Below are 11,826 nucleotides of genomic sequence, written 5' to 3'. Positions count from 1 at the left end.
AACCAGTGTCAGACCCGCAACTGCTCACCCCCGAGGAGAAGCTCGCCGACGCGAAGAAGCTGTTGAGCCTCCCGCGTATCGTCGTGATCTGCGGCTCCACCCGCTTCATGACCGAGATGACCGAGGCCGATCTGCGGGAGACCAAAGCCGGAAAGATCGTCGTCAAGCCTGGCTGTGACATGAAGTCGCCGCACGAACCGTGGTCCGATCCTGTCGAGGCCGAGGCGCTGAAGGTTCGACTCGACGATCTCCACCGAGCGAAGATCCGGCTCGCTGACGAGGTGCTCGTGGTCGGCGACTACATCGGAGACAGCACCCGAGCCGAAATCGCCTACGCCCGGTCGCTGGGCAAGCCCGTGCGGTTCACGCACCCCGAAGTCGACCCCGACGCCTGACCGCCCGCGGCCACCTCGACAACCAGGGCCGGCAGCCCGCCGCCCGACCGTCTTGTGGTGGCTTCGGCGGCTGCCCAACTCACTCCCTCCGCAGGCATCCCTTGGAAGTGCCCGGGGGCACTGCGCTCACTTCCCGGTGAGGGTCACGATCGAGGAGTCCCAGTCCGGGCCACCGTCCACGATCGCCGACAGCACGATGTCGGTGTGGCCGGTCCAGGCATTGACTGGTTCCTCGACGTCGGGCTTGCACGTCTTCGTGATCTGGTCCCCGCCCAGGTACGAGCCCAAGTGCATGTTGACCGCCTTGAGTTCGACGCAGCCCGAGATCGCCTCGACGTAGCCCTTCACGCGGTAGCCGCTGCGCTCCTTCTGGACGTACAGCCGGGCGATGCCGTGCACCGAGCCGTCCGGGGCGCTGGCGGAGAGGGAGATCTGCTGCTCCTGGATCTGGCCGCGGGGGGCCGCGGTCGCGGTGGGCGTGGCTGCGAGCAGGGCTGCTGTGAGCAGGGCAACGGCGGAGCGGCGCATGGGGCACCCTTTCGGCTCAGTGGCTGGACGGGGTGCAAACGCGACGCGCGTGCTCACGTCACGCCGTGCTACTCCGAACGGCTGGCCTTGGGGGGTTCCCTGCTGGGGGTTGGTCAGAGCGCCTCCCTGGGCGCTGACAGCAGTTTTGCGTCTGCAGGAGCTGATGGATCCATTGAGCACCGCTACGTGCGAGCCGGAGCCGGGAGCTGGGCTTCGCGCAGAGCGTGGAGCAGCTGGCGTACGGTCGGGCGCCGGGCGTGGGGGGTGAGCGCGGCCTTGGTGCGCTGCAGTTCGGCGAGGGCCTGTCCGAAGCCCGCACCGGAGGCGATTCCGAGCGCGGCCAGTGCGGCGTCTGCAGCTTGGTCCGGCTCGCCGGTGGCCGCCAGGGCGCCGGACATGGCGGCGGTGAAGAAGGCACGGTCCCGAGGGGCGAACCGGCCGGTGGCCAGGTGGCGGCGGAACAGGTCGACGGAGCGGGCCGGTTGTTCGGCCTCCCGGTAGCAGAGCGCGCTCTGCACCATCAGCCGTTCCAGGGTGTAGCCCTCGCCCAAGGGACCGGTGCAGGTGGCCGGGCCGGTGGGCGGAGGTGCCGCTTCGACGGCTTCGAGGGCCTGGTCGAGGAGCCGGTCGATCGCCTTTCCCCGAACTCCGGTGAGGGCCAGCGCGCGGGCCTCGTGCTGGAGAGCCTCCGCCCGGGGCCGCGGCGGCAGGGACCACGGCCCGGCGTGGGCGGCGTGGGCGAGATCCCGCATCCGGGCGGGGTCGCCGTCGGCGGCCTGGGCTTTGCGCAGCAGGACGTAGCCGTGGAGCGGCCCTTCGCCGGCCATGGTGGCCAGCTCGATCGCCCGGTCGTGCCAGTACGCGGTGGGCACCGGGCCGGCTCCGGAGTCGCGGTGCAGCCAGGCAGTGAACTCGGCCGCCCGGGCGCCCAGCACCAGGAGGTCCCGGCGCGCACTCCCGGAAGCCTCGCGGGCGGCTCGCTCGACGGAGCCGACGATGGCCAGGGCCTGGGGGAGAGCCACGCGGGGGCCGAGGACGCTGTCGGTGCGGCCCGCGTCGTCCAGCGCGGCTCGAAGGTGCGGCAGCAGGCGGTCCGGCCGGTCCGGAGGTACGAGGCCGATGTCGGGCGGGCAGTAGAGGGAGGGCGTCACGCTTCTGCTCGTGTCGGGCCGGCGCCCCGGCGGGCGGCCAAGGGGGACGAAGCCGAGGTCCTCCAGTGGGGAGTCGAACATCGACTCCAGGACTTTGCGGGCGTCCCGGTTCGGCCAGCCGGGCGTCGGCGACTCCCACCGCCGCACCTGCCGGATCGAGATGCCGACCCGGATGCCCTTCTCCCGGGCGTGGGCCTCGAAGGCGTCGACGAAGTCCTGCTGGGTCTTGAGCTCGAGCGCGATCCTGGCCGCGACGAACGCGGGGTTGCCCACCTCCGCTTGGGCCCCGGTCACCGAACCTCCCTGTTCCTCTGATGCCGCTTCGACAGCGCACCAGTATTCCGCCGCCGGTCCCGATGTGTCCGGTGATCTGACCTCGACTCGGCCTTCCGAGGGGCGGTTGTCTGGGCGGGTACATGCGCAGCAAGGAGATGACGGATGCTCATGCCCACGGCTGGCCGCGGGAGGCCTTCGGCGCGTACCGCCACCGGCCCCCGGACGCCGCCGGGCTCAAGGCGCGTCGTGGGAAACGGAAGGCGGGGCCGGGTCGCATCGACTCGGCCCCGCCCTGTTGTCCGTCTCTTGCTGCCGCGGCTACACCTCGAATGTCTTCGCGAAGTCCACGAAGGCCTGCCACTGCTCTCCGGGCAGCGTCAGCGTCGGCCCGTCGGGGTCCTTCCAGTCACCGACCTCGACGTGGCCGGGCTTGGTGCGCGCCCGACGCCAGCGGACGCAGTCTCCGGTCTGGCCGCTGTAGGAGCTCTTGGTCCACTCGTCCGGAACCTGACGAGGGGTGGTGCTGGACATGGCGGTCCTTTCGAAGTGGAGCCGGGCGGTTCAGGCAGCGTGTACGAGCTGTTCGAGGAACTTCCGCGACGTGCTCGGGTCGAGCGCGAGATCGGTGATTTGGACCATCGCCTTGGCGTAGGTGTCCAAGGACGCCTCGTCGTCCAGGTAGAGGGTCGTGGCGAGCGTCTCGACGGTGGCCACCCGGGCCCCGTCCGGGAAGTCGAGTACGGAGAAGGCGCTGTCGAGACCGACGTGCGCACCGCGCTCCGACGGCAGGACGAGCAGGGTGACAAGGTGGGGGTCCTGGGCGAGCAGGTGCCGGATCTGCGTGCGCATCACCTCGGCGCCCCCAATCGGAGTGCGCAGCGCGGCCTCCCCGATCACCGCGGTCAGCGGGGTGGTGACCCGGCGCTGGCGCTCCTGGCGGACCTGCACCAGCGTCTCGGCCTGCTCGAGGCCGTCGTGGACGATACCGATCCCGGCGTGAAGAAGGGCCCGCGAGTACTCCTCGGCCTGGAGGCGCCCGGGGATCAGCAGCGGCTGCCACGTCCACACGGAGCCGGCGGTCTCCTCCAGCCCCAGCAGATTCTTCAGGGCGATGTGCAGCGACCGGGTGTAGGACTGCCACCAGGTCGGCGCGGTCAGGCTGCGGACGGTCTCCTCCAGCGCCGCGCGGGCCTTGCGGTCGTCAACGCCGTACACGTCGAGCAGTGCCCGGACTACGGGGACGTCGATCCTCACCGCTCCCCGTTCCAGGCGGCTGAGGCGGTCGATCTTGATGCCGGCCGCTGCGGAGGCGACGTCCAGGGTCATGCCGCTCTGCTCGCGAAGTCGGCGGAGGATTCCGCCGACGCGCATCCGCCGGTAGTCCTGCTCGCTGCTGGTGGTGGCCACGGTCTCTGCTGCTCCTCCTGGTCGCGGTGCCCGATCAGTGTGACGTGTCAACCGGCAGTGACGACATTCAGGGTGACGGTGAGTCACATTCTGCCGCTGGGCGGCCTGTGAGCCAACCATAGGGCGCTAATTAGCGAATCGCGATATTGACGACTCGCTAATTAGCGAGCACAGTGGAGGGTGCTAGCTCAAGGTGACCGGATGATCGCTTTAGGCGATGTCCGCCTGCGCCGACCTGCCCTCCCGGCAGCCCACACGACGTGGCTGGAGCCCGATGAACGACATCACCGCTCTGTTGGAACCGCCCACCGCGCCGCGCGCACCGGCCGACCGCTCCCACCACGAAGCCGACCCCCTCCCGATACTGCCCGCCACCCCCGCCTCGGAGGCCAAGGGCCGGGACTGGCTGGCCCGCACCAGCGCCGACCCGGCCGCCTGCCTGGCCGCCTGGCGCCTCCCGCACCGCCTGGCACCCTTGCGCATCGCGCCGGGCAGCTCCTGGCACGTCATCAGCACCGACATCCGCCTCGGCGACGGAGCCCTCCAGGCGCTCGGCGCCGCCAACGCCGCGCCCGGCCCCACCCTGCTCACCGAGACCAACATCCTCTTCTGGGTGCCGCGCCTGACGGTCAGCTGGGAGCGCCTCCTGTCCGGAGTCTTCGACACCCCCCGCGGACCGTGGCCCTGGGGCACGACGCTGACCGCGCACCTGACCGCCGACAACGACACGGTCCTGCCGTGCCCCGCCCCCGGCAGCGACGCCCGCAAGTCCCGCTGGCACCACGCGCCCGACGGAAGCGGCGATCTCACCTACGCCGGAACCCTGGCCACTGCCCTCCACCACTCCTTCCGCGCCCTGTTCGCGGAAGCCCCCGCGGAGCTGGCCCCCCGCCCGCCACGTTCCCCCCGGCCGCCCGCCACAGCCGACCACTTCGCCGCCTTCGCCGGGTGGCCGCACCACAAGGAGGCGCCGTGACGTCGCCCGCCCCGCTCAAGGAACAGACCGACTGCGCCCCCGCCCCCTGGAAGCACCAGGTGGAGAAGCTGTCCCACGAGCACGTCCCCCAGCTGCGCAGGCGCACCGTCGACTACTGCCGCAAGGCCCGGGCCTCCCAGGGGCGGCCGGCCGACCCGCGCGCCCTCGCCGACGTCGCCGTGGTGGTCACCGAGATGGTCACCAACGTCCTCAAGCACGCCACGCCCCCCGGCCAGCCGGTGGACATGGGCCTGCTGCTGATGCTGGACGGTGACGACGTCCTGATCGTCGTCACCGACCCCAGCCCGGACGGACCGATGCTCGACACCACCGAGCCCGGCCAGGAGGAAGGCGGACTCGGACTCGGCCTCGTCCACAGCATCACCCAAGACCGCTGGGGCTGGCACCCCCTGCCCGTCGGCAAGGCCGTCTGGGCGCAGTGCCCGCTCCCCGTCGCTCGCGCCGAACCGAACCGAACGGAATCGTGATGGCCCCGCCCAGACCCACCATGGCCAACGTCGCCGAGAAGCTGCCCAGTGGCTTCCGACTCTCCGACGGCCGGACCCTGCTCACCCCCCGCCCCGTCGGCCAGCAGGAAGTCACCATCGGGTCCTGGATCAGCGTCGACGGCTGGCCGTGCGAGGTCACCAACATGCTCTGGCGGCCAGGCGGAGGACGGATACTGCACCTGAACGCGCAGGGGACCACCGTCGTCATCCCCGTGCAGTCCTTCGAGACGGTCGACAAGTACACCGTGCTCACCACCCCCGCCCGGCGGTAGCCCGGTGGACCTTCCCCGCCCGCGCCGGCACCCCGACCACGCCCAGGCCGCCGCCATGCCACCCGGTATCTGGCTGGCCAGCGTCCTAGGCACGCCGCGGCGAGACCGTACTTTCCTTCGGTGGCTGGCCGAACCGGACCACCTGGTCCCGATGCCCACCGGCGTGCGCTGGAACGCGATCTCCCTGCCCTCCGGAATTGGGCTCCCCCTGCTCGAGTCCGCGCTCCACGGACCGAGCGCCCACCGGATCGGGCCGGTGCTCCACGACACCCGCGTCGCACAGACCGTCTGGCTCATACCGCCCGACCAGGAAGCGGATTGGGTCCCCCTCCACCCGCTGGCCGAGCTCCTGCGGGACGGGCACCCCCTCGACGTCCCCGACCCCGAACCCGCATGCGAGTCGCGCAGCTCACCCGTCCACTGGGCCCACTGGCCGAAGGTGAACGGCACGCTCACCTCGGCCCAGTGGCTGCGCGCGGCCCTTTTCGCCAGCGAAGAACCGTCCCACCTCGATCCCTCGACCACCGGGCTGGCCGAGCCGCCCCGCTGAGACCGCCAGCCCAACTGGGTGGACTCCCCAATTGGGGAGTCCACCCAGGCCTCTGTCGTTCCGTTTCTACCGGCCGCCGGTTCCGGCCTGGTCCGCAGTCAGAGCGGCTGGGGCGCCAGAACGGCGCGGACGATCTCCGCCCAGGCCGCCTCGTTGGACGCCGGGGGCGTGGTGGCCCAGGCCCGCGCACATTCGGCGACCACCTGGTCCACCTCCCGGACCTGGCCGGCCAGGTCCTCCTCCAGCCAGTCGGCGTGGCCGTCCACGGCGCCGGTGACGATGACCCGGCCGTGGAGGAAGTAGCTGGCCCCGATGTCCATCCCGCGCCAAGCGCTGGCCAGCGCGGTGGCCACCACGTTCGGCGGCAGGCCCTCGCCGATCGCGTTGCCGTGCAGCCACATCAGCGCCTGCCGGTGGTAGACACCCCGATCCGGGCTCCCGCCGAGGCGGGTGGCCAGGACCCGCTGGCGCAGAGCCGGATCGTCGGGCAGCTCGATCTCGACAACCGGACCGGCCGGGTCAATCTGCAGCGCGAGCATCGGGGTCTCCTTCGGTCGGTCCGGCTTCGCCCGGACGTACGGTGATGGTGGTGAACTCGGTCCGGCGGATCGGCCACGGGGAGCCGAAGAGCTGAACGCTGTCGGCCTCGCCCGGGGTCACGAAGACGACGTCGGCGCACTCTCCGTGGACGAGGTAGTACCGGATACCGCCGTCGGACAATGCCGCGGTGGCGTAGCCGATGCTGGTGAACCGTGGCATACAAGCCTCCTTCGGCAGTCGTTACAGGTCGGCCCAACCGCACCGGGGGCGCTCGGCGTCGGCCAGCGGGCTCCACACGGGCGCCGACGGACCGTGCTCCTCGATGTCCCGGAGCGTCGCCGCCCCGGCCGGGACGTTGCGCAGCAGGTTGACCACCCGGGCGTTGTCCCCGGCGGCCAGCTGCAGGTCCTCGATCCGGTTGCGCATCGTGGTCTCCGAGCCGTTGGTCAGGACGAACAGCAGCCGGGGGAAGAGAGGGTAGAAGTCCTGCCAGGCCGGCGGGGCGCCCTGGGCCTCGGTAGTGCCGCGCAGGCGCAGCGGGATCGGGGTGAGCTCGTAGAAGCGGGCGTAGGCGGTGAGCTTCGAGGTCAGCTGCTCGCTCACCTCCGTGCACCGGTCCAGCTCGACGAACGCGCGCAGGTGCACCCGGCCCTCGACCGTGGTGGCGGTGTAGCGCATCACGGCATCCGGCATCAGGGCGTCCCGCCGTGCCTCGGAGAGCCGGTGGTAGATCTCCGGCACCCAGTCGCGCGGTCCGTACTCGTCGCCGCGGCGACGGGCGTCCCGGACGAACTCCACGTGCGTCCTGACGACGTCCAGCGTGTGGTCGGAGTTGAGCAGCGCCCGGTCCGCGTCGAGCTTCGGCGGCGGACTGCTCATGTTCCTCAGCTCCTTGAACTCGCCCGCAACCTCCCGGCCGGCATCGGTCAGGAACCAGGTCCGCAGTCGGCCGCCCCCGAAGACCGGCTTGGTGACGTAGTCGGTCAGGCCCTTCCTGTGCAGGCCGGCCAGGCGCTTGTTGGCCCAGTTCGGGTTCTTGAACGGGCCGAGCAACTCCCGCAGCTGCTCCGATGTGACCAGGCGGTGCTGGAAGAGCAGGGCCAGAGCCTGCCGGTCGAAGTTGTGTCCGTTGTGGCTCTCGGTGGTGGCGATCACGCCGGGCCCCTTCTCGAATCTCAGGCGCGTGTGCGGTCGGCACAGACAACCCCGGACTCCTTGACGCACCCCTTGATGGAGGTACGGGCGTAGGGCACGATTCGATAACGTCGCACGTCAAGGCGTAGTCGGCGGTGCCTTGACGGCCTGTCGGCGACGGCGGATTCCTTGATGCCCACCCTTGACGGGGCATCAAGGAATCACTGGCCCGAGCCGCCCTTGACCTCGTTGAGCAGCTGCCGGCCCCGCTCGGCACTGACGCCGAGCGCCTCACCGACCGCTGCGGGCGACACATTCGGGTCCTCGGCCAACATCTTCTGCACCTTGGCCCGGCGCTCGGCCGCCAGCACGTGCCGGGGCGCGGTTCGGGGGCGGGGCGCGGTCTCGACGACACCCACGGGCCGGCCTCCGGCCTTTGCCTCTCCGAGGAGGAACCGCTCGTGCTGGTCCCAATTGGTGATGGTCGAGCGCTTCCAGTGCTTCACGCCGTGGACCACCGTGTCGGCCTCCGGGATGGAGGTGAGCCTCGCGCTCTTCCGGTTGGTGGAGGTGGCGTAGGTCCGCCAGGTCGAGATGGTGGGCCGGCGGTCCTCCGGCACCAGGAGGTAGGCCTCCTCGAGGTCGAACAGGTCGTCCTCGTCCTCGCGCGCCAGGGCGGCGACGACCCAACGGCCGCCGGTGAACTCCAGGCGCAGCTGGGCGTTCAACGGCCAGGCGCCCTTCTCGTTGTACGCGACCAGCTTGACGTTCACGTCGACGACCGCGTCCTCCGCGGCTTCGGGCACCTCGTCGGCGGCGAAGACGCTGAACACCTCGACCCGGTCGAAGCCCGTGTCCGCGGCCGGCGCGATCCGGGCGCCGTCGGCCACCGGGGCCGAGCTGCCCGAGCCGGTGAGGTAGCCGGTGAGGAAGTCGCGCAGCAGCTCCAGTACCGACTCGTCCTCGACTGCCAGGTTGTACACCTCGTCGGGGTTCGCCGGCGTGATCAGCGGGATCTCGCGCTCCTCGACCGCGGCGAGCAGCTGCTCCTCGTCCCAGAAGCGGGTCTTGGCGCCGGGCCGGCTGATCGGCTGGGCGCGGAGCTTCTCCCAGCGGCGGGTGTTGGTGAAGGTACCCGTGCTGACGCCCATGAGGGATGCGGCCCGGGGGGTGTCGGCGGTGGTGCGGTTGGCGGGGATCATGTCGAAGTCCTCGGTGAAGTAGCGGGTGGGGCCGGCCCGATCAGGTGGCAACAAGACAACGGTATCGCACTAAAACCATGATCGGTACTCGTTGTTTCTGCACACCGTCGCCGGAACCGCGCCCGCCACCCCCTTCGCGCCTCCCGTCAGGGCTCTGACCTGCCGTGATCGAACGGCTCGGACTTCTGCCATTCTCGTCGGGTCGAAGTCGGTGGAAGGACAACGCGATGCGCCTCAACGAGAACCTCCAGAACGGCCTCATCCAGCGTCACAACCTGGTCACCCAGGCCAGGCGCCAGAACTTCGGCCAGGAGGTGCAGTACGCGGCAGCCTGGATTCGCAAGCAGCCGGCCCTGGTCGGCATCCTCGACGAAGCCCGCCGGATCGAGGAACCGCCGCCGGTGGACCAGTGGCTCCGGGAGTGCGAGGACGAACTCGGCGTCGTCTGGCCGACGGCCACGGAAGAGGGCCGGGCGCTGCTCGGCTGGGAGCTGCTGAGCAGCCTGCGCGCCGACGAGGCCGAGAACAAGGCCGTCGACATCTTCGGCCGCACGGGCGGAGACATCGACACCTGGATCCGGCAGATGGCCAACGACGCCTTCACCCCCCTGTTCGTCTGGCTCCTGGAGCAGCTGCAGCGCCGCAGCAGCGTGACCCACGCTCTGCGCCGCTACCTCTACGTCACCGAGACCTTCGAGCGGGACGCACTCCATGTCGAGTACCTGACCCGCACCACCACCGGCGAGGAGCTCTACAACGACCACCTGCAGAAGTTCCTGTTCCTGGACGGCGAGTACGTCACCTACGCGAAGGTCCGCTCCGCCTCGGGGGAACCGGACCTGGTCGGCGAGCTCGACACCTGGGACCCGATCGTCCTGGACGGCAAGCTGTTCAAGAACGACCTGAAGTACCTCGCGAAGGGCGTCCGCCAGGTCTACGAATACGCGGTCGACCACGGCAAGCACACCGGCTACCTGGTCGTCTTCAACCTCACCGACCGCGTCCTGAAGGTCGACGGCGACGGCCCTGCCGGCTTCTGGCCGCCCTACTTCGAGATCGCCGACGTGCGCGTGCACGTCGTGGTGGTGCGCGCCCTCCCGCCGGAGACCACCGCGAGCAAGCGCGGCACCGCGACCGTGGCCACGCTGACCGGGAGCCTCGTGCAGCAGGCGGTGGCCGCCGACCTGGGTGAGAGCTGACGAACGGCGTCGGGCCGGACGGCTGGAGGAGCCGTCCGGCCCGACGCCGCTTCAGGCGACCGGCAGCAGCGCCGCACCCGGCGCGGGGGCCGACGGCGCAGCGGCCCGCGCCGACCTCCACGCCGTCTCGAAGCCATCGCGTGCCTTGCTGGGCACGCTGGCCGGGGCGGTGACGAACTGCTGCTCGACCGCGGGGAAGTGCTCACCTCGCTGAAGGGTGACCACCCGGTCGAAACCGAAGGCGTAGCCGTCGACGACGCTCGCGGTGTGCGCCAGCTCCCGGCCTGGGACGGAGGCGAAGCGGTCGAGCGAGGCCTTCGCCAGGTGCCGGGGGAGCATCCCGACCCGGCGGACCGAGCGCCACACCGTCCCCTTGCGCTGCGGGTCGTAGCAGCCGGGAACCCGCCGGGTGCACGACTGCTTGGGCAGGCCGCGGCACGCCTTGCACCGCGGGCGCGGCTCGCCGTGCTGCAGCTCGTAGGCGAGGCAGGCCGCGCAGCGCGGCCCGTGCCAGCTCCGGCACCATGCGGAGCGGCCCGGGGTGAGCACGCGCCGCACCTCATAGACGCTCCACGGCTCGGCGTCCAGGCGGGCGGCCAGGAGGTCGAGCGCCCGGGTGTTGCCGGCCAGGTGAAGCTGCTGGCGCAGCGAGGAGTTGGCGTAGAGCGTGAAAAGGGGGTTCAGGGCCTGGGCGGTGTACTCCAGCAGCGCGGCCTCCACGATCTGCTCGGGGAAGAGTGCGGCGCGGGCCATGTGGTCCGGCAGCGATCCGGCGGACGTCGGGTACGGACAGGCCCAGCAGTAGCTCTTGGGCCATGTCACACCGAAGCGTTCCCGCAGGTAGGACAGCAGCTTCGGTCGATCCCAACCCCAGTTGATCAACGGATACCAGGGGTTGCGGCCGGTCTTGCCGTAGGACGTGTCGACGCGGGCCCGCCCGGTCTCGCCGGCCTCGAAACCGATGATGTGGCGGTAGCTACCGGTGAGGTACAGCTCGAACCACAGGTCCAGCGGCTCTCCCTTGCTGTGCACGGAGCACAGCCTGGCGCCCCCGCGCATCGGGATGGTGCCGGACAGCTGCAGGTCGAGCAGCAGGCTCCACTCCCCGCTCGTGCGGATCGTGGTCGGGGTGCGGGTGTCGGTCAGGATCTCGATGCCGTCCTTGGCGATCGAGTGGCCGCCGCGGGCGATCTGGACCAGCCGGACGCGCTTGGCGCGCAGCAGCGGGAGGATGTACCGCTCGGCCAGCTCGACACTGTCGGACCACTCCATTCCCGTGACGGCGTTGATCACGATCAAGTCCGAGAGGTCGGGGCGGAGCCCGAAGGCCACCGGGTCCTCCAGCATGCGGACCAGGATCGCGGTGGAGTCCGCGCCGAGCCCCCAGCACAGGACGGTCGTGTCGCAGGGCGCAGGTTCGGGGAAGGCGTTCTCGGGGGCGAACAGCGTGAGCTGACTGATGGACATCGGCGCTCCACATGGTGAGGGGACTCCGGGCGGCGGCTGCCGCCGAGGTGCCCGGCCGGTTCGAAGGGGGAGGTCCGGCGCCAACCGGACCAACTAGAGAAGTATATCAGCTCATGGGCATGATGGGTGCGGGATTTGCCTCCTGACCTGCATGGATTCCAGCTGTTCCGCTGGTGCGGGGGGTGCGGGGCGGTGGCGCCGGCTGGCCGCCGCCCCGGGG

Annotated in this window: 15 protein-coding genes; 6 read left to right on the top strand and 9 right to left on the bottom strand. The window is 70.7% G+C overall.

The features are described from left to right. Positions 1-5 precede the first annotated feature (5 nt). A complete protein-coding gene (locus AB0K51_RS18920) occupies positions 6-395 on the top strand; it encodes a hypothetical protein (protein ID WP_363456425.1) in 390 nt (129 codons plus the stop codon). 126 nt (positions 396-521) lie between these two features. Here the strand turns inward: AB0K51_RS18920 and AB0K51_RS18915 are convergent, their stop codons facing one another. From AB0K51_RS18915 to AB0K51_RS18900, 4 genes are all read right to left on the bottom strand, one after another. Then, positions 522-923, bottom strand: a complete 402-nt coding sequence (locus AB0K51_RS18915) for a hypothetical protein (RefSeq protein ID WP_363456422.1) — start codon at positions 921-923, stop codon at positions 522-524. A 182-nt stretch (positions 924-1,105) separates the two neighbouring features. Further along, a complete protein-coding gene (locus tag AB0K51_RS18910) occupies positions 1,106-2,368 on the bottom strand; it encodes an XRE family transcriptional regulator (RefSeq protein ID WP_363456419.1) in 1,263 nt (420 codons plus the stop codon). A 300-nt stretch (positions 2,369-2,668) separates the two neighbouring features. Then, positions 2,669-2,881: a DUF397 domain-containing protein gene (locus tag AB0K51_RS18905; RefSeq protein WP_363456417.1), complete on the bottom strand. Its 213-nt coding sequence runs from the start codon at positions 2,879-2,881 to the stop codon at positions 2,669-2,671. A 30-nt stretch (positions 2,882-2,911) separates the two neighbouring features. Next, the gene (locus AB0K51_RS18900; protein ID WP_363456414.1) at positions 2,912-3,757 is read right to left on the bottom strand and encodes a helix-turn-helix transcriptional regulator; all 846 of its coding nucleotides are present in this window, start codon (positions 3,755-3,757) and stop codon (positions 2,912-2,914) included. Between the two features lie 274 nt (positions 3,758-4,031). On the opposite strand from AB0K51_RS18900, the gene AB0K51_RS18895 reads away from it, so the two are divergent. The 4 genes from AB0K51_RS18895 to AB0K51_RS18880 all read left to right on the top strand — a co-directional run bounded on the left by AB0K51_RS18895 (position 4,032) and on the right by AB0K51_RS18880 (position 6,064). Further along, complete coding sequence (locus tag AB0K51_RS18895) at positions 4,032-4,733, top strand: hypothetical protein (protein WP_363456411.1); 702 nt, start codon at positions 4,032-4,034, stop codon at positions 4,731-4,733. Beyond that, positions 4,730-5,221 (top strand): ATP-binding protein, encoded by a 492-nt coding sequence (locus AB0K51_RS18890; RefSeq protein ID WP_363456408.1) that lies wholly within the window; start codon positions 4,730-4,732, stop codon positions 5,219-5,221. Before AB0K51_RS18895 ends, AB0K51_RS18890 begins: the two co-directional genes overlap by 4 nt. Then, positions 5,221-5,514 carry a hypothetical protein gene (locus AB0K51_RS18885; RefSeq protein ID WP_363456406.1) on the top strand — a complete coding sequence of 98 codons (294 nt, stop codon included), beginning with the start codon at positions 5,221-5,223 and terminating at the stop codon, positions 5,512-5,514. The genes AB0K51_RS18890 and AB0K51_RS18885 overlap by 1 nt, the downstream gene beginning before the upstream one ends. Before the next feature lie 151 nt (positions 5,515-5,665). Further along, entirely contained in the window at positions 5,666-6,064 is a 399-nt protein-coding gene (locus AB0K51_RS18880; protein WP_363456403.1) for a hypothetical protein, read from the top strand. 98 nt (positions 6,065-6,162) lie between these two features. On the opposite strand, the gene AB0K51_RS18875 is transcribed toward AB0K51_RS18880, so the two are convergent. From AB0K51_RS18875 to AB0K51_RS18860, 4 genes are all read right to left on the bottom strand, one after another. Then, positions 6,163-6,603, bottom strand: a complete 441-nt coding sequence (locus tag AB0K51_RS18875; RefSeq protein WP_363456400.1) for a hypothetical protein — start codon at positions 6,601-6,603, stop codon at positions 6,163-6,165. Further along, positions 6,584-6,823, bottom strand: coding sequence for a hypothetical protein (locus tag AB0K51_RS18870; protein ID WP_363456397.1), 240 nt, complete (start codon positions 6,821-6,823; stop codon positions 6,584-6,586). Before AB0K51_RS18870 ends, AB0K51_RS18875 begins: the two co-directional genes overlap by 20 nt. Positions 6,824-6,844: 21 nt before the next feature. After that, entirely contained in the window at positions 6,845-7,759 is a 915-nt protein-coding gene (locus AB0K51_RS18865; RefSeq protein WP_363456394.1) for a replication-relaxation family protein, read from the bottom strand. Positions 7,760-7,959: 200 nt separating this feature from the next. Beyond that, a complete protein-coding gene (locus tag AB0K51_RS18860) occupies positions 7,960-8,991 on the bottom strand; it encodes a hypothetical protein (protein WP_363456391.1) in 1,032 nt (343 codons plus the stop codon). A gap of 176 nt (positions 8,992-9,167) precedes the next feature. On the opposite strand from AB0K51_RS18860, the gene AB0K51_RS18855 reads away from it, so the two are divergent. Further along, a complete protein-coding gene (locus AB0K51_RS18855; protein ID WP_363456388.1) occupies positions 9,168-10,139 on the top strand; it encodes a hypothetical protein in 972 nt (323 codons plus the stop codon). Between the two features lie 51 nt (positions 10,140-10,190). Here the strand turns inward: AB0K51_RS18855 and AB0K51_RS18850 are convergent, their stop codons facing one another. Continuing rightward, entirely contained in the window at positions 10,191-11,606 is a 1,416-nt protein-coding gene (locus tag AB0K51_RS18850) for a hypothetical protein (RefSeq protein WP_363456385.1), read from the bottom strand. Positions 11,607-11,826 lie beyond the last annotated feature (220 nt).

It is taken from the genome of Kitasatospora sp. NPDC049285, from assembly GCF_040678815.1.
Taxonomy (GTDB): domain Bacteria; phylum Actinomycetota; class Actinomycetes; order Streptomycetales; family Streptomycetaceae; genus Kitasatospora.
The sequence above is the reverse complement of the archived record's forward strand: the minus strand, read 5'-3'. Positions and strand labels throughout refer to the sequence as shown.